Annotated in this window: 15 protein-coding genes and 1 riboswitch; of the genes, 8 read left to right on the forward strand and 7 right to left on the reverse strand. The window is 58.5% G+C overall.

Annotation, left to right across the window (positions count from 1 at the left end; translation table 11 throughout):
• Positions 1-30: 30 nt before the first annotated feature.
• The 5 genes from KI811_RS04145 (at position 31) to KI811_RS04165 (ending at position 6,105) form a co-directional block, all read left to right on the forward strand.
• Positions 31-2,574, forward strand: coding sequence for an MMPL family transporter (locus tag KI811_RS04145; protein ID WP_214185233.1), 2,544 nt, complete (start codon positions 31-33; stop codon positions 2,572-2,574).
• On the forward strand, positions 2,571-3,875 hold the full coding sequence (locus KI811_RS04150) for a B12-binding domain-containing radical SAM protein (protein WP_214185234.1): 1,305 nt from the start codon (positions 2,571-2,573) through the stop codon (positions 3,873-3,875). Before KI811_RS04145 ends, KI811_RS04150 begins: the two co-directional genes overlap by 4 nt.
• Positions 3,872-5,284, forward strand: a complete 1,413-nt coding sequence (locus KI811_RS04155; RefSeq protein ID WP_214185235.1) for a B12-binding domain-containing radical SAM protein — start codon at positions 3,872-3,874, stop codon at positions 5,282-5,284. The genes KI811_RS04150 and KI811_RS04155 overlap by 4 nt, the downstream gene beginning before the upstream one ends.
• 150 nt (positions 5,285-5,434) lie before the next feature.
• On the forward strand, positions 5,435-5,689 hold the full coding sequence (locus KI811_RS04160; RefSeq protein ID WP_214185236.1) for a hypothetical protein: 255 nt from the start codon (positions 5,435-5,437) through the stop codon (positions 5,687-5,689).
• Positions 5,686-6,105: a type II toxin-antitoxin system VapC family toxin gene (locus KI811_RS04165; RefSeq protein ID WP_214185237.1), complete on the forward strand. Its 420-nt coding sequence runs from the start codon at positions 5,686-5,688 to the stop codon at positions 6,103-6,105. The genes KI811_RS04160 and KI811_RS04165 overlap by 4 nt, the downstream gene beginning before the upstream one ends.
• A 150-nt stretch (positions 6,106-6,255) precedes the next feature.
• On the opposite strand, the gene KI811_RS04170 is transcribed toward KI811_RS04165, so the two are convergent.
• Together KI811_RS04170 and KI811_RS04175 are read right to left on the reverse strand one after the other, a co-directional pair.
• Positions 6,256-6,858 (reverse strand): hypothetical protein, encoded by a 603-nt coding sequence (locus KI811_RS04170; protein WP_214185238.1) that lies wholly within the window; start codon positions 6,856-6,858, stop codon positions 6,256-6,258.
• Between the two features lie 33 nt (positions 6,859-6,891).
• Positions 6,892-7,680, reverse strand: a complete 789-nt coding sequence (locus KI811_RS04175) for a tetratricopeptide repeat protein (RefSeq protein ID WP_214185239.1) — start codon at positions 7,678-7,680, stop codon at positions 6,892-6,894.
• A gap of 259 nt (positions 7,681-7,939) precedes the next feature.
• A riboswitch (cyclic di-GMP riboswitch) is annotated at positions 7,940-8,016 on the forward strand.
• A 321-nt stretch (positions 8,017-8,337) separates the two neighbouring features.
• Here KI811_RS04175 and KI811_RS04180 point away from each other — a divergent pair.
• Positions 8,338-9,540, forward strand: coding sequence for a cytochrome C (locus KI811_RS04180; protein WP_343213589.1), 1,203 nt, complete (start codon positions 8,338-8,340; stop codon positions 9,538-9,540).
• Positions 9,541-9,683: 143 nt separating this feature from the next.
• Here KI811_RS04180 and KI811_RS04185 read toward each other — a convergent pair whose 3' ends face one another.
• On the reverse strand, positions 9,684-10,286 hold the full coding sequence (locus KI811_RS04185) for an acyloxyacyl hydrolase (protein ID WP_214185241.1): 603 nt from the start codon (positions 10,284-10,286) through the stop codon (positions 9,684-9,686).
• Positions 10,287-10,339: 53 nt separating this feature from the next.
• Positions 10,340-11,758 (reverse strand): B12-binding domain-containing radical SAM protein, encoded by a 1,419-nt coding sequence (locus KI811_RS04190; protein ID WP_214185242.1) that lies wholly within the window; start codon positions 11,756-11,758, stop codon positions 10,340-10,342.
• Positions 11,759-12,003: 245 nt separating this feature from the next.
• On the opposite strand from KI811_RS04190, the gene KI811_RS04195 reads away from it, so the two are divergent.
• Together KI811_RS04195 and KI811_RS04200 are read left to right on the forward strand one after the other, a co-directional pair.
• Positions 12,004-12,978, forward strand: coding sequence for a two-component system response regulator (locus tag KI811_RS04195; protein WP_214185243.1), 975 nt, complete (start codon positions 12,004-12,006; stop codon positions 12,976-12,978).
• Entirely contained in the window at positions 12,975-16,916 is a 3,942-nt protein-coding gene (locus KI811_RS04200) for a PAS domain S-box protein (RefSeq protein ID WP_214185244.1), read from the forward strand. The genes KI811_RS04195 and KI811_RS04200 overlap by 4 nt, the downstream gene beginning before the upstream one ends.
• An 81-nt stretch (positions 16,917-16,997) precedes the next feature.
• On the opposite strand, the gene KI811_RS04205 is transcribed toward KI811_RS04200, so the two are convergent.
• Genes KI811_RS04205 through KI811_RS04215 form a run of 3 tightly spaced genes read right to left on the reverse strand, consistent with a single transcriptional unit; the run spans position 16,998 to position 19,971 of the window.
• The gene (locus tag KI811_RS04205) at positions 16,998-17,819 is read right to left on the reverse strand and encodes a CoA-transferase subunit beta (RefSeq protein WP_214185245.1); all 822 of its coding nucleotides are present in this window, start codon (positions 17,817-17,819) and stop codon (positions 16,998-17,000) included.
• Between the two features lies 1 nt (position 17,820).
• Positions 17,821-18,786 (reverse strand): CoA transferase subunit A, encoded by a 966-nt coding sequence (locus KI811_RS04210; protein ID WP_214185246.1) that lies wholly within the window; start codon positions 18,784-18,786, stop codon positions 17,821-17,823.
• Between the two features lie 24 nt (positions 18,787-18,810).
• Complete coding sequence (locus tag KI811_RS04215; protein WP_214185247.1) at positions 18,811-19,971, reverse strand: acyl-CoA dehydrogenase family protein; 1,161 nt, start codon at positions 19,969-19,971, stop codon at positions 18,811-18,813.
• Between the last annotated feature and the right edge of the window lie 10 nt (positions 19,972-19,981).

Consider the following 19,981-nt stretch of genomic DNA (forward strand, 5'->3'; position numbering starts at 1 on the left):
CCCCCCTTCCTTCCAGGAGTCTCCCCACCCATGCTGAACAGAGTAACCGGCGCGACCCAGTCCGCCATCAAACGCCACCTGGCCTGGATCTTCAGGGTAACCAGCACGCGACCCGTAATGGTTTTTGTCGCGTTTGCGTTTTTTATCGCCCTTTCAGTCGTCTCGATTCTTACCACCCGTTTCGAGGCCGATGTCTTCAAACTCTTTCCGGCGCGCCAGGGGGCGCTCCGTCTTTTCCTCGATTCCCTCCAGTGGACCGGCAGTGCCAACGAGGCCTATTTCCTGCTCGAAGGTGAGAAGGGGCGCATCGTCCCGGAGGCCGAGGCGTTTGCCGGCCGGCTGAAGGAGCTTCGGGTCGACGGGGCGCCGGCCTTCCGCCGGGTAATCTACCGAATCTACGACCCGTCGGAGGCCCGGGCCTTTGCGGACTTCATCGGATATGCCGCGCTGCACCCCGGTTCTTTCCTCGAACCGGCGGATGTGCCGGCTTACCTTAGGCGTCTTGAGCCGAAGGCCATGGACGAGGCCCTCCGCCGGGCGGGAACGGAGCTGGCGAGCCAGGCCGGCGCCGGTCTGCGGGATCTGGTCGTTGCCGATCCCCTGGCCTTGAGGGATTTCGTAACCCCCCGGCTGAAACGCGGAAGCCAGGCCCTCGACCTGGACCCGAACTCCCCCTATTTCCTCTCCCGGGACGGCAGGGTGCTGATCATCATCGCCGAGCCTGCCCGTCCGGTGCAGGATATGGCCTTTGCCCGGAAACTGGCCAAGGGGATCAACCAGGCTAGGGAAGGGGCGCGGGTCCGGATATCCTGCGCCGGGGCCCACCTGTCGGCGGTCATCGACGAGGCGGCCATGAAGGGGGACATCCTTTCCTGCATCCTCTCGTCCCTGGCGGTGGTCCTTCTGCTCTTCTTCGCCACCTATCGGCGGGTGTTGCCGACGCTCCTCCTGCCGGTCATCATCGCGGGGGGCGTGGTGCTGGCCCTGGGGTTGGCAGGCGCCTTCCTCCCGTCGATCCATATCATCTCCTTCGCTTTTATGGCGCTCATCATCGGCCTCGGCACCGACTATTCGGTTCACCTCTACGACCGTTACCACATGGAGCGGTGCGCGGGACTGGCGCCGGATGAGGCCCTGCGGCTTGCCGTCACCGACACGGGACACGGCATCTTCACCGCCGCCACTACTACTGCCATGCCGTTCCTAACCCTGGCCATCACCGATGTGCGGGCACTCTCTGAGCTGGGTATCCTGGTGGGACTCGGGGTGCTCTTTTCCCTCTATACGACCTTGTTCCTCCTGCCGCCTCTGCTTCTCTTCATGGAGCGCCTGTCGCCCCGTTTTGTCTACCGGCCGCTTCCCGGCTTCGGCCTGGCCGCACTCTGGCGGGGAAGCCGTCGCCGGGCCCGGCTGGTGAAAGTGGTATCGCTTCTCGCCGTGGCGGCTTTCTGTATCATGGCCTGCTTCACCACCTTCGAGGGGGAGCTGAAGAACCTCCAGCCGCGCCATTCCGAGGCGTTCCTCACCCAGGAGAAGATCGAGCGGCACCTGAGCCTGAGTCCGAAACAGATGCTGGTGGCGGTGGAGGGTAAGGATTTCGGCGATGTGCTGGCACGGGGGGCGCGGGTTGATCTCCTTGCGGAGCATTACCGTCAACGGGGAGAGCTGGCGGCTTTCTCCAGCCTGGGTCAGCTGGTTAACGACGACGCGGTGCGGGCTGAGGTTGTACGTCAGATCGACCAGGGCCTTGCGGGGAGGGACCCGGGTAGGGCGCTCAAGGATGCACTGGAACGGCAAGGGTTTGCGGTGGAACCGTTTGAAGGGACAATCGCCGGCCTTGCCTCCCTCCGGGGAAATGGCTCCTCATCGTCAACCGAAGCCATTGCCCGGCTTGCCGCATCGCCCCTCAAGGGGGCCGTGGACCGGCACCTGATCCGGGACGCTGCCGGTTACCACCTGCTGGTCCACCTTTTCTATAAAGGGGCTGAATTCCCCCAGGATGCCTTCCTGAAGGAGTTGGCGGCCATCGATCCGTCGGCCCGTGCCACCAGCGTCGATCTGGTGAGCCGTCAGCTGGCTGCCGACGTGAAGCAGAGTTTTCTCTGGGGATTTGTCATTGGCGGGGCGCTGGTTATCTTTCTCCTCCTCTCCCATTTCTCATCGGCGCTGGGATTATTTGCCTCCCTCTACCCGGTTTTCGCAGGCATTGCCGCCATGCTCGGCATTATGGCCGCCAGTGGCATGGGAATCAATTTCATGAACGCCATGGTCCTGGTGACGATTCTTGGCATGGGGAACGACTACGGAATGCACATAGCACATCGCGTGGAAGGGAAGGACATGCCGGAACGGGAGTTCGTGCAGGCCGGTAGGGCAGTGCTCCTGTCGGCCCTCACCACCATTGCCGGCTTCGGCTCCCTGGCCTTCGCCGATTATGGAGCCCTCGCCTCCATCGGCTGGGCCACCAACTACGGCATCGGGGCAACCATGATCTTTGCCCTCGCGTCCCTTCCCGTTTTCCTTGGGGCGGGACGGCGGTCGTCCTCGGCCCCTGACAGGCAGATGCTCCCATGAGGTCCCGTCCCCGCTTGCTCCTGGTCTATCCCGCAACCCACAAGCTCGGGTGGGTGCGGCGGTTTCAGCTCCCCTCCCTCTCCCTGAAGCAGGTGGCCGCGGTGACGCCGCCGGAGTGGGACGTGGTCATGGCCGACGAGGTCCACGAGGATGTCCCCTTCGGCGAGAGGTTCGACCTCGTGGGGATCACCGCCATGACCCACCAGGCAGTCCGGGCCTACGAGATAGCCGACCGGTTCCGGGCGGAAGGGGTGCCGGTGGTGCTGGGGGGAATCCATCCCACGGTGCTCCCCGAGGAGGCCCAGGCCCATGCCGATGCGGTCCTCGTGGGGGAGGTCGAACCGGTCTGGGCACAGCTCCTGGACGATCTCCTGGCGGGACGTCTGGCTCCCCTCTACCGGGCGCCGATCCCCACCGACGACCGCCTCGTCATCCCCTGGTCCCGGCGCGACATCCTGGCCGGACGGCAGTACCTGACCACCCAGACGGTGCAGGCGAGCCGGGGATGCCCCTATGACTGCCCCTTCTGCACCGTAACCCCGTACTTCGGCCGCACCTTCCGCTACCGAAATCCCGACGACGTCCTTGCCGAGCTCCGCTCCTTCGAGGGGAAGCTGATGGTATTCGTGGACGACAACATCCTGGGGGACCCGGTTCGGGCCAAGCCGATCCTGGAAGGGATGGCGGGGATGAATCTCCGCTGGGGAGGACAGGCAAACCTCCGCTTTGCCGAAGACCCGGAGCTGGTCAAACTGGTTGCCCGCTCCGGCTGCATCGGGATCTTCGTCGGCATCGAGTCGGTAACCGGCCCTCATGCGAATCACGCCAAGACCGGCAACGGCTCGTCGCAGATCGATCTGGTGAAGCGTGTCCGGGATGCCGGCATAGTGCTGGAGGCCTCCATGATCTTCGGGTTCGACGATCACGACGAGGGGGTCTTCGAGCGGACGATCCGTTTTCTGGAGGAGTGCGCCCCCAGTATCCCCACCTTCAACGTCCTGACCCCCTATCCCGGCACGTCGCTTTTCAAACAGTTCGACCGCGAGGGGCGGCTGCTCCACAAGGACTGGAGCCGCTACGACCACGGGCAGGTGGTCTTCCGGCCGAAGCAGATGACTCCTGAGCGCCTCTACCGCGGCTGGCAGGAGGCCCGGTGGGAGGCGTACCGCCTCCCCGCTATCGCCTCCCGGGTGATGAAAGGGAAGGGGAAGCTAGTCAACCTGGCCTACAATTTCCTCCGGCGCGGAGGGATCGAACGGCCGGACCGAATCGTCCACATACCCGAGGTTGCTGAACCATGAACATCCTGCTTCTCCGCCCCCATCCGGGGAGCGATGCCTTTGGCCTCGGCCCCTTCTTCCGGGTCGAGCCCCTGGGGCTCGAATACCTGGGGGCAGCCCTGCTGGGCCGGGGCCACGCCGTCACCATCGCCGATCTCCGCTTCCGCCCCGGCGCCGCTGCCTGGGTCCGCCGTGCACGGCCGCGGCTGGTGGGGATCACCTGTCTCCATGCCCTGGAATACGACCGTATCATCGCCACGGCCCGTGAGGTGCGCCGGGTTTCGCCGGACGCCTTCATCCTCGTCGGCGGCCATGCCGCGGCGGCGTTCCCCGATCCGCTCAAAGACGATGCCATCGATGCCATCTGTCTCGACGACGGCGAGGAGATCATCACCGCGCTTGCGGAAGCCCTGGAAATGGCGCGGCCTCTGACCGACATCCCGGCGCTGCTGCTGAGGACAGCGGACGGATGGGTGGAAACGCCACCTCTTCCCGAGCAGACCTGCCTCGATCTGGTTCCCCTGCCGGCGCGGCACCTTGTCGACCGGCACCGCAACAACTACCACTGCCTCCTCTTCAAGCCGGTATGGCTCATCGAGACCGCCCGGGGGTGCCCCCACCGCTGCTCGTTCTGCTCTGTCTGGCAGCTCTACGGCCGGTCGGTGCGCGAGCGGAGCATTGAAACGGTGGTGGAGGACTTCGCCACTGCCGGTGATTCCATCTTCGTGGCCGACGACCTCTTCTGGTACAACCGGGAACGGAGCATCGAGATGGCCGAGGCCCTGAAGAAGCGCGGGGTCCGCAAGCGCTGGATCCTCGTCCAGACCCGCACCGACCTCATCTGCCGGAGCGCCGACATTATGGCGGCCTGGCGTCCACTGGCCAAGGACTTCGACATATTCCTGGGCCTTGAGGCGGCCAGCGACAAGGGGCTCTCCGGTCTCGACAAGGACGCGGGGCTTGCGGAGAGCATCGAGGGGGTCCGGATCGCCCGGGAGCTCAAATACGGAATCAACGGCAACTTCCTTGTGGGCCACGACTGGGGCGAGGAGGAATTCCGCGAGCTCTGGGATTTCGTGGCGCAGTATGGCCTGCAGCGGGCCGGCTTCACCATTCATACCCCTCTGCCGGGTACCGACCACTACCGTGAGATGAAACCGCGCATCTCTGATCAGCCATGGTCCAACTTCGACATGCACCATCTGCTCTGGGAGCCGCGCATCGGGGCGAAGCGGTTCTTCGAGCTCTACGCCGAAACCTGGCGCCGCTCGATTCTCAACACCTCCGGCGAGAAGAGCATCCTCGACTGGATGCGTCAGGTCCGGCCGAGCCAGATTCCGTACATTGCCCGGGTTCTCTGGCGGACCCAGCGGATGATGAAGCCTGCGGCCTATCTCAAGGAGCACGAGGCGACGCGGGGGAGAGGGTAATCGCTACGGTTGAGCCGGTCTGTGCAACCATCCGATTCAAAAGTGCGTTGGCGAAAAAAGGTCGAAAATTAATGTAGTGCACCAGATGTTTTGTGATACATATCAATAGTATAAAGTGATCGACTAGGATGGCAGGGGGAGGTTGGAGCCATGCCGCAAACAGTGGAAGCCATTTATCATGACGGAATCGTGGAGCTTAAGCACAAGCCTGTCGGGATACGGAGAGCAAACGCTTTGGTAATTTTTCTTGAAACCGAGGAAACAGAGAAACGCAATGCGGTTGACTTGGGTAAGGTGAGAAAAAAGAAGAGTTCCGTTGACAAGTGGATCGGGGTGATCGAGGGGGCCGAGCTTGGCGACTGGAAAGCCGAACGCCGCCTGGCTCTGGAACGGAAAGCCCCGTGAAGGTGCTTATCGATACCAATGTTGTCCTTGACATTGCCCTGAACAGGAAGCCGTTCGTGGAGCATGCGACCCTTCTGTGGCGGCTGGCGGAGCAGAAGGTGATAACTGGTTGTCTCTCCAATACCAGTATTACGGACATTTTTTACATTATCAACAAACACGCCGGACCGGATAAGGCCCGTGATTTCATTACCGACCTCCTCGATACGTTCAGACTGGCGGATATCGATGAGAATGGTTTCCGGGAGGCGCTTCATTCGGGCATGAACGATTTCGAGGACGCGGTGCAATATGTTATCTGCGAGAGAAACGGATGTGACGCGCTGGTAACCAGAAACAAGGCCGATTACGTCGGCAAACCTAACGTGCTCGATCCAGACGAACTGATCGAACGTATCAAGAGCGAGGGGATCTGAATCAGGCGTGTCTGTACGGAAGAGATTTGCCAGGTGCAACAAGGGGGAGGTGCTCAACGACACCTCCCCCTTGTTGCGTTTAGTGCAGGCGGAATCTCAGAAAAGCTTCGAGGACGGCTGCCAGGCTCTCGCCAGTCTTTACGCCCGTCATTAGTGAATCTTCCTGCCCTTGTATTCTGTAAACTCCTTATGGTACCCCTCGGTAATTTCCCGCTCATAGTCGGTAACGGCTTCCTGGTATTCGTGATCAGACAAGTCTTCATACGGGTCTGCTGGATCAAGTTCATAGAACGTACAGCCATCGTTGCCTATTTCGGAAAGCATATGCTCGGCAGTTACAGGGCTTAAGGTGACACGCGCCACCCACCATCCAATGCGAGGCGATTGCTGAACATAATATACAGTATCCGGCTCAAATTGGATTTTACCTGTTTCAAGGCTTTCAGTTCTAGCAATGAGATATTGTAAACCTGGCTCTATGTCGGTCTTGACAAAACAACCTTTTCCTTTAGTTAAACCGATAAATTTTTTATCAAGGTGAGTAAAAAAATTGACTGCCCCGCCAAAATTAGTTGTCCTAGCTATTACAAGCGCTGCCTTGCCACTCTTTGGCTTTACAGTCATGATGTCCAGCGGTTCTTCCTTCTTGACCATATGGGATGGTCCACACGCAGTTAACATCATTATCAGCGGGAAAAGCAAAAATAACCTTATGAAGTTGCCGCCCGATAAAATATGGTGATTTCTGATCATGACTCCCTCCTAGTGTTTATGTCGTTATTAAATTTATCTCTCAGATGTAGTATATTCACCGCTTGCAAATTTCAACCAAGCTTTATCGTGCTCAATCGCTTTTTCTGCGTTAGGAAAGTAAAGCGCAAACAAATTAAGTGCCTTTTCCAAGTGTTTTTTGGCATTTTCACGATCATTGTTACGCATGTACGCGATACCAAGGGTGCCGTTGTTGTATGGAGAGTCAGGGAATATTTCAACTGCCATTTGGGCGTATGTCAATGCCGCTTTAGAGTCGATATTCATTTCAGCCAAGAGCCAGGCTAGAGTGTTAATAGCGCGATGGTTATTCTTGTTTTGAGATATGGCCTGCTTTAACAGTGCTATGGCCTCATCCACATTACCGTCTTCTATCATATCATCAGCTTGAAGGAGAGTAGTCTCGGATAGATCATGCCCCTTATTGTCATCATAATTGTGGTAGTAGTAATCCCGCACTATTCCTGAAGTAATATCGACAAAAACAATCGCCTCCTTCTTATAGTTGCCAGCCAACCTTTCCAACGGAATTCCTCCGGCCAGCGCACCAAGTGCTCCCAGTCCAATTGCCTTACCAACCTTCGCCGACATATCGTGATATTCAAGAATTTCGTAATTGCCGACAATCCGGGTTGAGGGTGCAAGGCCGCACAACTCGACTATCTGGCGTTTTGTGGTCTTGCCGATGATCACATCTCCTGGTTTGCAGTCAATATCGTCGTGTTCCTGGCGGATTGGGGCAAAGCCGGTGGTGAAGATAGCAGCCATGATCATTATGCAAAATTGAAGTAGCAAGCGTCGCATCGCATTCCTCCAAGTATCCGTGGGGGTAGTCTACAATATTACAAAATATTCTAATCCCGATCATTCTATTTACTAATGTTCATGTGTCAAGAGGTTGGTGTGGGTTAATTTTAAAAAAACCACGGGGCTTCTCTCTCTTTCCAAATACTCTTAATTTGTTTAATATTATTATATAAAAATATAGATAAAAAACTTGATCCCGTTTTTGATGTTTGGTACTTATTGCCAAACATTCACAAACTCACGATGCATCTGTGATAGACGATAATACTAAACCATCCGCGAGGATGGGGCGGAAAGCCCACAGGGTCTCCCTGAGACAGCCGGGTTGCCGAAATATCAATTGATATATATGGCAACCCGGCTGTTTTTATTTACCATCAGGGAGGTAGAAGTATGCAAAAGAAAAAGATTTTTGTTGTAAGTCTCGTGGTCTGCGCAGTTTTAACTCTTGTATTATTGTCGCTGCCCCAAAAAGGTGTAACCGCCACAAACACCGGCTGGAAAGTAATGGTTAGCAATGATCTCGGTATTCATTGCACCTGTCCGGATTCATCCCTCATCTCAATACTTCCGCCAGCCAACACTCTTCGGGCACAGGTTTTCAACGGTTCGGAAATAGTTACTGATCCTGCCAAGATCAGGGTCGAGTATTCGGTGCCATTTGCTGACCAGTTGATGACGGACCCCCAGTATCTGACCTACCTCGACAACGCCAATAAGATGTATCCGACCCAGGAGGGGTGGGCAAAGGTGAGCCGGACGAATCCGGTTTCCATAGTCGGCACTCCCCTGAAATCGGGCAAATTTGTCTCCAAGCCTGAACACAACATGTGGGTGGCTGAGCTTATTCCGGTTTTCCCTCCGAAACAGCCGGCAGGTGGTGAAGGAACGTTCAAGGATGCCTTTGGCGATATCCGCCAGGCATTCCCCAAGGTAACCGTTACGGTAAAGGACGCCGTGACCGGCGCAGTGCTTGCCCAGAATACCAACACAACAACTCCTGTGGCCTTTGCCAACTGCTGCACCTGCCACAGGGAGATTTACAAGGATAAGTTTGGGCAGTATCCGGCGAATCCGCTCGACAGTTTCCGTCAGACCATGCTCGCGCCCCATGATCTCAAGCACAACACGGACCTTCTGAAACTTACCCAGGCAGGGATCCCGGTCCGTTGCAGCCGTTGTCACGTGGATCCTGCTGTCGGAGGGAAAACTCCCGGGTATCCTCTGAGCCTTTACCCGAAGGCGGCAGGGCTCAGACTTCCGATCCCCGCCAAGACGATGACCCTGAGTATGGCGCTCCATCAGGGACACAATCTGAAAAACGAATTCCACACCCGCTATGCAGCGCTAGGCTTCAAGGAGTCCTGTGAAGCCTGCCATCCCGGCAAGGAAACGGTGGGGTGCATGCGTGGCCTCCACGTCAATATGACGACCGCAAGTGGCAAGAAGCTTGATTTCAAATGCTCTGATTGCCACGGAGACCTCAATATGCGGTTTGCAACCGGACAACTTCTGGACCCCTGGTCGTATCGGACGTTGCCGAGATGTTCCAACTGCCACAAGAACAACATTGGGGAGTGGACCAATTCGCAGATCGAGCAGTACGGAAAGATCCAGTTCGGCGGCGCGTACCTGAATAGCCGCGGACACGCGGACAACAAGATCCTGTGTACTTCGTGTCACGGTTCGCCCCATGCTGAGATTCCTTCCAAGATTTCCTGGGAAAACATATTTTATACAACCTTCAATGGCGGTAAAGCAGCACCTCTCGGGAAGTGCTACGGTTGTCACACCGACGCAGGTTATAGCGGATGGGGCAGACCTCCTCACGGCATGTCCGACAACCTTGCTCCTTAACAGTTCTAACTCGTTGTGCAAGACGGGTTGAGAATAAGTAGTTAAACTGAAAAAGCATGAGTTCCATCAGGAATTCATGCTTTTTCAGTTTAGGAACCCAACCGATTGCTCGGTCACTGTTCACATTTTCCCTGGGCCCAATTTCAGAAAAACCACGACACCCCCACCAGGAACTTGCTGGAGTTCAGCGGCTCGTTGGGGTCGGCGGTGCCAGCGTTGGAGACATGGTGGTAGCGGTATTCCCCCATGATGGCCGTATCCTTCCCGATGAGGTACTGGATGCCGGCTCCTCCCTGATAGGAGAAGTCAAGCCGCGTCCCCATGGTGGGGAGACCCAGGTCCACGAAGAGGACCCCACCGCCGGCAAAGACGTAGGGGTACAGTCTCTTGTCCGCCAGTCCGGTGAATTTCCAGCTACCGAGAAGGTAGCCGCCGGTCATGATCCGGCCTCCCTGATCGACCGCCAGATGGATGGGAAGCTCCACCAGCAGTTCGTGACGCCCCTGGTACCATGACCCTTTCCCCACCTCGTCCGACAGAAACCAGCCGAAGCGGCCGATGGCATCGGCGGTCTGCACCTGGGTGCGGGTGGCGCCGAAGCCCCGGTGGGTGATGCCGTAGCCGGCGAGGAATGCCCATTCGTGGCCGGCGGTGGCAACGGATGGCAATTCGGCGGCGATGCAGGGGGAGGTGGCGAGGAGAGGCCCAGAGACCAGCAATGCTGCCAGATTGAGATAAGGCTTCATGCCCCGACTCCTGTTGACGATTCGCGCTTGGCTATCCGTAAGGATCACATCAGTCACCACTTCTGCTTCAGTTCAAAGGCAAGGATCTCCGGCAGGTGCCGCAGAAAGGTAGCCACGCTGTGGGGCGACTTCCAGAGCATCTTCGTGTAGCCCCAATGGATGCGGCTCCGGCGGTAGAAGCGGCTGATGAACTCGTTGTAGAGTCCTTCCAGCTGTTCCCTGGTCATGCCGTGGGGGACAAAGACGAAGTTGAGGCAGTTCATCAGCGGCCAGTTCTCGTCGAATTCTCCGTGTTCGCGGATGGTAGCGTAGAGCGGCGCGCCGGGAAAGGGGGTGAACTTGGTGACGTTGATCTCGTCCAGGGGGAGGGCCAGGGCGTAGTCGATGGTCCGGCGGATGGATTCTTCGGTCTCTCCCGGCAGCCCCACCATGAAGAGTCCCTTTACCCGCATTCCCGTATCTCTTACTAACAGCAGTTTCCGTTGTACTTCGTCCAGGCCGTAGAATTTGCGGTGCTTCTTGATAACCTCCGGGTCCCCCGACTCGATGCCGAAATTGACCTGCCAGCAGCCGGAGCGTTTGAGGAGGCGCAGCAGTTCCGCGTCCACATGCTCCAGCCGGGCGATGCAGTTGTAGGTCACCGGTAGCCGCTCCCGCTCCTTCAGTTCGCAGAAACGGGCTACCCGGGCGCGGTCGGTGGTGAAGAGATCGTCGTAGAAAAAGACGTGTCGGATGCCATAGTCGCGGTTCAGCATCTTCAGGTGCTCGACGATGTACTCCGGCGAGTTGAAGCGGAATCCCCGGGAGAAGACAGAACGGTCGCAGTAGGAGCACTGGTAGGGGCAGCCCCGGCTGGAGATGATGCTGGTGTTGGGCGCCTTCGGATAGCTGAAGAGGGGAAGGGTGTAGCGTTTGGGGAACTGGTGAAGACGGTGGTAGGCCGGGAAGGGGAGGTCGTCAAGGTTGGCGATATGCTCGCGGAGAGCGCTGATGACTCCCTTGCCATTCTTCCGGTAGCCGACGCCCGGGATGCCGCTTCCACCTCGGTCCAGGTTGGTCACCAGCTCGAAAAAGGTCTGTTCCCCTTCGCCGATCACCAGGTAGTCGATGGCCGGGAAGCTGTCCAATAGACTGACTCCAACGGAGCAGGCATGGGCGCCGCCGAACACTGTCGTGATTCCGGGAGCCTTTTCCTTGATCCGTTCGGCGATGGAGCAGCCTTCCAGGAATGACGAAGTTGTGCAGGAAAAGCCGACCACATCCGGGCTGCGGCGGATGACCTCGGCCACCAGGGCCTCAGCCGGCATCGGCGTGGCATAGCAGTCGATGACGTCGGTGCTGATGCCCCGGGCCTCCAGAAAGGCGGCGATGCTGAGCATTCCCAGGGGGGGCATGAGATTGAAAATGGTGGTTATGTCGGTTCCGGTCCCCAGCCAGTTGCTGCCAAAGGGATGGATGAAGAGGACCTTCACGTGAATCGCCTCGCCGCCGTAATGAATTGCGGCGCTATGCTAGTCGGTTTGATGGAAGAAAGCAAATGCTATCGCCGTCGCCGAACGGTCATAACCCCGCCCCCATTGAAGCCAACAGTTTGACTCCGGATACTCTTGCAAAACTACATATATTCCGTTTGGTACTGGTGTTTAACGGCAACCGGCATCATGTCCCCGGAGTGGGAACTATTGGGCACAGTAATAGCATTCATCGGAAGAACCCTATGAAAATCCTTTACATAGACGATAAGCCGGAAATCCGCACGCTACTGGGACAGTACCTCAAATCGTGGGGATATGACGCTCTTGGTGCATCCGATGGCGAAACCGGGTGGAGGCTCATCTGGGAGCATCGGCCCAGTATTGTTATCACCGACTGGGTCATGCCTGATCTCGAAGGTCCGGCCCTCTGCCGGCGTATAAGGGAGGCGGGATTTACGGAATACACCTATATCATCATGCTGACCGCCAGGAGAGATGACGTGGTGGCCGGAATGGAGGCCGGGGCCGACGATTTTATCGGGAAGCCCTTTAACAAGGAAGAACTCAAGGTGCGCATCAAGGCTGCGGAGAGGATCGTGAGTCTGGAGCGGGAACTGGCGTGCACCAACCTTGGGCTGCAGGAAAAGAACCACCGGTTGGAGGAGTCGGAAGAACAGCTTCGGCAGATGGCCCATTTTGACAAGCTGACCGGCCTGCCAAATCGCCTGCTCTTCTTCGAACGTCTGGAGCGTGCCGTTGTGGAATCGAAACGGAGCGGAGACAATTTCGGTCTCCTGTTTGTGGACCTCGACGCGTTCAAGGCGGTAAATGACAACCATGGCCACAAGACCGGAGACGCACTCCTGGTCATGGCGGGGCAACGCATGAGCGGGTGTGCCAGGGCTTCCGACACCGTGGCCCGCATGGGAGGTGACGAATTTTGCGTTATCGTGCGTGGAGCAAAGTCATTTGACGGTCCGACGACCGTGGCCGAGAAGATCATTTCGGTTCTGTCACAACCATTCGATATTTCCGGCATCACCTGCCGGATAGGGGCTTCGGTGGGGATCAGCATCTATCCCGATGACGGAGATGCCGTGGAACTTCTCATGACCCATGCGGACAAAGCCATGTACGAAGCGAAGAGGGGCGGCAAGAACTGCTGGCGTCGATGGAAGCCGGATTTCCTGGAAACCGATGAAGGTGTTCTTCTATGAATAGACGCGAACTGATGGCCGGCGTCCTCTTGGGGAGCGCCGGCTTTCTCGTCAACTGGTTCAAACTGTCACTGTTCTTCAACGTGGACTTTCTGTTCGGCTCCGTGTTCAGCATGTTCGCCCTGCTGCGGTTCGGGCCGGCCACGGGCCTGTTGGCAGCGGTGATTGCCGCGGGATGCACCTGGGTACAGTGGCACCACCCCTGGGCCATCATCATTTTCGGCTGCGAGGCCCTCTGTGCCGGTTGGCTGAGAAACCGCAAACGCCTGGACCTGATGATCGGCGACATCATCTACTGGGTCAGCGGCGGCCTCGTGCTGGTATGGCTGTTCTATCACCAGGTCATGGGATTCAATGCCGGCGCCACTCTGCTGGTCGCCCTGAAGCAGGGGATGAACGGCATCATCAACACCCTGATTGCCGAGGCTCTCTTTCTGCTGAGTTGGCGGTTGCGGGGCGGCACCGAACTTCCTTCGCTGCGCAAATGGTTGGGAGTCGTCCTGGAGGGAGTGGTGCTGGTACCGGCGTTCGTTTTTGCCTTTCTCGATACAAGCTGGTATTTCAGCCAGCAGATGACGCGCCTGCAGGAAAGTACCGCCCGCACCGCTGAAGTGGGCAACCTTACGGTTTCAAGTTGGCTGGACGAAGAGCAGCACAAGCTGGACATGCTTGTCAAACTGGTCCGTGACCCTGATCACGCCCCGTCCCAGGAGATGCAGCGGCTCCTTGAACAATACCATGCCGCCCATGGCAGCGACACCTACCGGCTGGGGGTCATGGGCCGCAACCATGTCACTCGCGCCTTTTCACCCAGCCTTGACGAAAAGGGAGCCTCCACCATCGGGGTCTGGCTGGGTGACCGTCCCTACATAGCAGAGCTGAATGACCCGTCGCACCCGAAAGTCTTCGATGCCTTCATGGGCAAGATAGGCGTTCCCGGCCCCCGTCTCATCATCCTGGCCCCTTGTCTGGTGGAAGGGGAATACAGGGGGGCTGTTTTCAGCGTGGTATCTCTCGGTCATCCAGCTGCACTGCTGAAGGGGATAGTCGGCAAGCGGGATGTCAATCTGACGTTGCTGGACAGACAACGCCGGGTTGTTGCCTCCACTGACAGCGGCAAGAAGTTTCTGGAGCAGTTTGCGTTGCCCAAGGGGGGGCGGCTGCATTCGGTCGGTAGTAATGTGAGTCAATGGGTTCCCGATCCCCAACCAGGGGTCGGCCCCATGAAACGCTGGACCCGTTCGTTCTATATGACCGAGATTGCGCTGGAACCGAAATCAGGCTTCCGGCTGGTGGTGCAATCCTCGCTGGCACCGTCACTCAGGGAGATCAACAACCGCGCGTCTATCCTGCTGGGGGTACTGGCAATACTGACACTGGTGGTGGTTGGCCTGTCCCGCTATTTCAGCAGGCGGTTGCTGGCGCCCATTGCCATGCTGGGAAAGGTTACCAGTCAGCTTCCGGTCAGGATTGCAAAGGGGGAACAGATATCCTGGCGCCCCGCGGAGGTCAGGGAGGAGCAGGAGCTTCAGGATAACTTCCGGCTGATGGAAAATGCCCTGCAGAATAGCTTCTCCGAACTGACCGCAGTCAATGAGGAACTTGAACACCGGGTCACGGATCGGACCGCCGAACTGCGGATTGCCAAGGAGGCGGCTGAAAACAGTGAGTTGCAACTCCGCAGCATCACCAATTCTGCCCACGACGCAATCCTCATGATGGACCACCGGGGTTCCATTTCCTACTGGAATCCCGCCGCCGAGCAGATTCTTGGGTACAGCGCGGCAGAGGCTCTCGGCAAGAACCTCCACGACCTTCTGACCCCCGCGCGCTATCTGGCCGGCCACCTTACGGCATTCTCCGAGTTCCAGCGGACCGGCTCCGGCAATGCCGTGGGCAAAACCCTTGAGCTCTTCGCTCGGCGCAAGGATGGTCAGGAAATCGCAGTCGCCCTGTCGCTGTCCGCGGTTTTCCTCAACGGAGCATGGAATGCCGTGGGGTTGCTCCGGGACATCACTGAACAGAAACGGATCAATGCATCTCTGCGGATGCTTTCCGCCGCCGTGGAGCATAGCCCGGTATCCATTATCATTACCGACCGGAACGGGCACATCGAGTACGTCAATCCCAAATCCTGCCAGATCACCGGCTATGCCCTTGAAGAATTGCGAGGCCAGAATCCGCGCATCATGAAAGGTCCGACCCACCCGCCGGAGTTCTATAAAGAGCTGTGGGAGACCATCCTTTCAGGGCGCGAATGGTACGGAGAATTCCATAATCGCCGCAAGGACGGCAGCCTTGTGTGGGTTATGGCATCCATTTCGCCCATCTACGACGAACAGGGGGAAATCACCCACTTTGTGGGGGTTCGTGAGGAAATCGAAAAGCAGAAGCAACTCCAGGAAGAGCTCGCCAATATCGCACAACTGGAGAAAGTCGCGCGGGACCGGGCCGAGCAGGCGAACAGGGCAAAGAGCGAGTTTCTGGCCGGCATGAGCCATGAGATCAGAACGCCCCTCAATGCAATCATCGGCATGAGCGACCTTCTGGCGGAAACCAGTCTTGACGGCGAACAATCAGGGTATCTGTCGGTTGTTCATTCCGCGGGCGAAACCTTGCAGGGGCTGATTAACGACATCCTTGACCTGTCGAAGATCGAAGCCGGCATGCTACAGCTGGATTTTGTACCCTTCAGCCTTCGTGACTGCATCCGGCAACTGACGGATATCACGTCGATGAAAGCGTCCGCAAAGAGGGTAACGTATTCCTTCTCGGTGAAATCCGGTGTTCCGGACTGGCTCATGGGAGATTCGCTGCGGTTGCGGCAGGTGCTGATCAATCTGGTGGGGAATGCCGTGAAATTCACTGACAGCGGCGGGAGTGTACTCCTGGAGGTTGAGCCGATCCAACAATCCGATGCCGAAGTACTGATCAGGTTTTCCGTGACCGACACCGGCATCGGCATAGCGCCGGAAAAGCTGGACACCATCTTCGAGAGTTTCAGTCAGGCGGATTCATCAACCACCCGGCGCTATGGCGGGACAGGGCTGGGGCTGGCAATCTCCCGTCACCTTGTGGGGATGATGGGGGGTGAGATTGGTGTTGAGAGCACCGTTGAGAAGGGGAGCTGCTTCCATTTCACAGTACCTTTCACCATCACGTGCAGTACAGAAGAGCCGCTTATGAAAGAGCAACTTCCTGGAGATAAGCTCGGCAGACCGCTCTCTATCCTGATCGTGGACGACAATCTTGCGAACCGTACCGTGCTGACGGCCTATTTTCGGCGCACCGAGCACACGGTAGAGTGTGCGGTGAATGGCGAGGAAGCCCTCGCAAAGATCAAGAGGGGGGGATATGACGTGGTTCTCATGGATATGGAGATGCCGGTCATGGATGGCTACACGGCAGTGCGCCTGGTGCGGGAATGGGAGCGGGAGACGGGCCGGGCGCCGCTGCCGGTGATCGCGCTCACCGCCAACGCACTCAAGGAAGATCAGTTAAGAAGCCTTGATGCCGGTTGTACCGCGCACCTGACCAAACCGATCAAAAAGGACAAGCTGCTGGAAATTGTCGGAGAATACCAACAACGACTAGGGACCAACGGGAAGCAGGGAACGAACATGGATAGCGACAATTTGCCGGATAAAATAGTGGTCGCCTGCGATCCAGACCTTGAAGACATCATCCCGGCCTACCTGGAGGGGAGAAAGACTGAAGGCTCTGTCATCCGTGAACTTGCGGTCAATGGTCAGTTCGACGATGTGCGGACTATCGCCCACGGCTTGAAGGGGTCCGGCGGCTGTTACGGCTTTTCGAGGATATCGGAAATCGGGCGGGATATGGAACTGGCGGCGAATGACGGCAATCTCGTCGAGGTGCTGAAACAGCTTGACACCCTTGAGGCGTATCTGCAGGCAGTTGAAGTCCGCTACGAATAATCGGAACACGTCATGTGTCCGTCGCAAACAAACGCGGCTCCCGACTGATCCGGGGCCGCGTTTGTTTGTCCTATCCGGTATCTACCCCTTTGTCACCTTCGGAATGAAGATCTGCTCAGGATCAAGAACATCGTGGATAAAGTGCAGTTCTTCACGGGTTGGGGGAAGTGTTTCACCGCTGACCCGGGAGATATCCAGGTCAAAGTGGCACATCTCCCTGATTTCCTCGGGCGTCTTGCCGGGGTGGCAGGTGTCCAGGTAGATACGGCCAGTCTCGTTATCAAACCGGAAGACGCCGGCGGTGCTGATGACCGCCGAGGGGCCGCCGCGGTAGGCGGCGCCGTAGAGCTCCCGGCGATGGACGAATTCGCCCTCCGGCCATTTCTTTACCCGCCAGCCGGGGCTCGTGATGTAGCTGACTTTGGGGGTGAAGCGCCGCTTCTCATGGACCATGATGAAGACGGTCCGCTTGGCGAAAGAGTTGATGTCGGGGTTGCCGCCGCTGCCGGTGAGGCGCAGATCAGGGGCCAGGTAGTCGCCGATGCAGGTGGTGTTCACGTTGCCGTACTCGTCCACTTCGGCGCCACCCAGAAAGCCCAGGTCCACGTAGCCCCGCTGGGCGATGCTGAAGGCGTCGTAGAGCCCCGAGGCCCGGGAAGCCCCCATCTCACACCGGGCGTCCCCCACAGACGTGGGAATTTCCGGCGGGCGACCATCCAGGGTTCCGGCCTCGAAGATCAGCTTCAGGTTCGGGGCATGGGTTTTCTGGGCCAGCATGATCGCCACCATGGGGAGGCCGGTGCCGGCAAAGACGATCTCGTTGTCCTGCACCTCGCGGGCCGCCGCGCAACACAGCAGGTCGGCAAGGCCGTATTCTTCCGGATTCGCATACTCTTTGCCCATATCATTGCCCCCTCTTTACGCAGGTCGAGTAGTTGAGCGCTGTGTTGGCCTTCAAGGTCAGCATCCGAGGCCAGCCGAGCTTTTCCAGATAGCTCATGTGGTCGAGCCCCGTAATCCACTCCTTTGCGAAGTCATCGAATCCCTCCTGGGTCCGGGTCCGTCCGTAGAAATCCTTGAGGAAGGCGCCGTCCACATCGTAGCGGCCGAACATCCCGGTGGGGTGGGCGCCGAAGGGGCATTCCACGATGTAGTCCACTTCGAAGCTGGTGATGGTGTTGCGGTCGGCCTCCCGCCGCAGGTACTCCTCGGGGACGATCTCTTCGGCCATGACGATGGTAATGTCCGCGGTCCGGGCCGCCTCGGGGTCGGAGTAGTACTGGCCGCTGACTCGCACGGTTCCTTCCTCACCCACCTGCTGGACACACATGATGGCGATGTCGGCCTTGGCCGCCGGCACCAGCACCTGGGGGCCCGCGCCGTAGAAGGGATCGTCGGTAAAGACGTACTTCTGCTTGGGGATTCGCTTTCCATCCCGCTTGCCGGCGCGGCTGAGCATGTCGTACTCGGGGTTGTGGATGTCGGTGCCGAGGGATGTCTGGGTGACCGCGTAGGGGGCGCCGGCGGCCCCGGCGGCGAAGCGGAACATCATCTCCGCATGGCTGTAATCCTCAACGATGATCTCCTTGTTCCCCACCTTGCGGGAGAGGTTGGCGCCGTACTTGCCGTAGAGTTCATGCCCCACCCAGCACGATTCCCAGATGTCCACACAACCGGCTCCCACGAGGAATTCGGTGTGGGGGCCGCCATTTACTTCGATGAGGTGGAGTCCCCGTCTCTGCTGGCGGATCAGCTCGAAGACGATGGCCATGGGGCGTCGCCAGATGGTGAAACCGGAGAAGGTGAGACTGGAGCCGTCCTTGACGATCTCGGCGGCCTGCTGCAGTGTAATGCGTTTACCTGTCCCCATACATACCTCCATGCGTGATTATTGCTATTGGGCAAAATTCTTGAGAATTTCCCGAGAGATAACAACGCGCTGAATCTCGCTCGTTCCTTCGTAGATGGAGGTGATCCGGGCATCGCGGGCATAGCGCTCCACCGGGAAATCCTGGGTGTAGCCGTACCCGCCAAGCATCTGAATCGCCTGATAGCAGGCCCGGTTGGCCGCCTCGGTGGCGTAGAGCTTCGCCATGGAGGCTTCCTTGGCGAAGGATTTCCCCTGATCCTTGCGGAAAGCTGCATTCATCAGGAGCAGCCGCGCCGCTTCCAGTTCGGTGTAGGCGTCAGCAACCATCCACTGAATCGCCTGGAAGGAGCTGATCTTCTGGCCGAATTGGGTCCGCTCGGTGGCGTAGCGGGTGGCATAATCCATGGCAGCCAGGCCGACGCCGAGCCCCAGGGAGCCGATTCCTATCCGCCCGCCGGCCAGTTCGCTCACGGCGATCCGGAAGCCGTCGTTGAGTTTTCCCATCATGGCGCTCTTGGGGATGCGGCAGTCGGCAAAGATCACCTCATTGGTGGCCGAGGCATGCTGCCCCATCTTGTGCTCCTCTTTGCCGATGACGAGCCCCGGCGTTCCGGCCTCCACCAGGAAGCAGCTTATCCCTTTCCCCTTGGGTGCGGCCTTGTCGGTCACCGCCCAAACCACGAAGACTCCGGCATAGGAGGCGCTCGTGATGAAGATCTTGGAGCCGTTCAGGACCCAGGAGTCGCCGTCGTCCACGGCCTGGGTGAGCATCCCGGCCGGGTCGGAGCCGGCGCAGGTCTCGGTGAGGGCGAAGCTGGCGGCGGAAAACTCGCCGGAGCAAATCTTCGGGATGTAGGCACGCTTCTGCTCCTCGGACCCCACCGCCTGGATCACCTCGGCGGCCATGTTGTTGACCGAGACAGTGACCGCCGTTGAGGCACAGGCCCGGGCGATCTCGGTCATGGCCACGCTGAAGGATATGGCCCCGGCTTCGGCGCCGCCGTATTCCTCCCGCACGTTCAGCCCCATGAAGCCCAGTTCAGCCAGCTTTTTCAGGTTGGCCAGCAGGGGGCCCCGGTCGCTTCCCTGGTCCAGTTGCGCCGCTACCGGCTCCAGTTCGGCCTTGGCAAAGTCCTTGGCGGTGTCCTGAATCAGTTTCTGTTCTTCGGTCAGTTCAAGCAACATGGTTCTCTCC

It is taken from the genome of Geobacter hydrogenophilus (assembly GCF_018501225.1).
GTDB classification, from domain to species: domain Bacteria; phylum Desulfobacterota; class Desulfuromonadia; order Geobacterales; family Geobacteraceae; genus Geobacter; species Geobacter hydrogenophilus.

What these genes read in the sequence shown, in the direction of transcription:
- KI811_RS04145 (WP_214185233.1), top strand. Translation starts at nt 31, where the DNA reads ATGCTGAACAGAGTAACCGGCGCGACCCAGTCCGCCATCAAACGCCAC.
- KI811_RS04150 (WP_214185234.1), top strand. Translation starts at nt 2,571, where the DNA reads ATGAGGTCCCGTCCCCGCTTGCTCCTGGTCTATCCCGCAACCCACAAG.
- KI811_RS04155 (WP_214185235.1), top strand. Translation starts at nt 3,872, where the DNA reads ATGAACATCCTGCTTCTCCGCCCCCATCCGGGGAGCGATGCCTTTGGC.
- KI811_RS04160 (WP_214185236.1), top strand. Translation starts at nt 5,435, where the DNA reads ATGCCGCAAACAGTGGAAGCCATTTATCATGACGGAATCGTGGAGCTT.
- KI811_RS04170 (WP_214185238.1), bottom strand. Translation starts at nt 6,858, where the DNA reads ATGATCAGAAATCACCATATTTTATCGGGCGGCAACTTCATAAGGTTA.
- KI811_RS04175 (WP_214185239.1), bottom strand. Translation starts at nt 7,680, where the DNA reads ATGCGACGCTTGCTACTTCAATTTTGCATAATGATCATGGCTGCTATC.
- KI811_RS04185 (WP_214185241.1), bottom strand. Translation starts at nt 10,286, where the DNA reads ATGAAGCCTTATCTCAATCTGGCAGCATTGCTGGTCTCTGGGCCTCTC.
- KI811_RS04195 (WP_214185243.1), top strand. Translation starts at nt 12,004, where the DNA reads ATGAAAATCCTTTACATAGACGATAAGCCGGAAATCCGCACGCTACTG.
- KI811_RS04200 (WP_214185244.1), top strand. Translation starts at nt 12,975, where the DNA reads ATGAATAGACGCGAACTGATGGCCGGCGTCCTCTTGGGGAGCGCCGGC.
- KI811_RS04205 (WP_214185245.1), bottom strand. Translation starts at nt 17,819, where the DNA reads ATGGGCAAAGAGTATGCGAATCCGGAAGAATACGGCCTTGCCGACCTG.
- KI811_RS04210 (WP_214185246.1), bottom strand. Translation starts at nt 18,786, where the DNA reads ATGGGGACAGGTAAACGCATTACACTGCAGCAGGCCGCCGAGATCGTC.
- KI811_RS04215 (WP_214185247.1), bottom strand. Translation starts at nt 19,971, where the DNA reads ATGTTGCTTGAACTGACCGAAGAACAGAAACTGATTCAGGACACCGCC.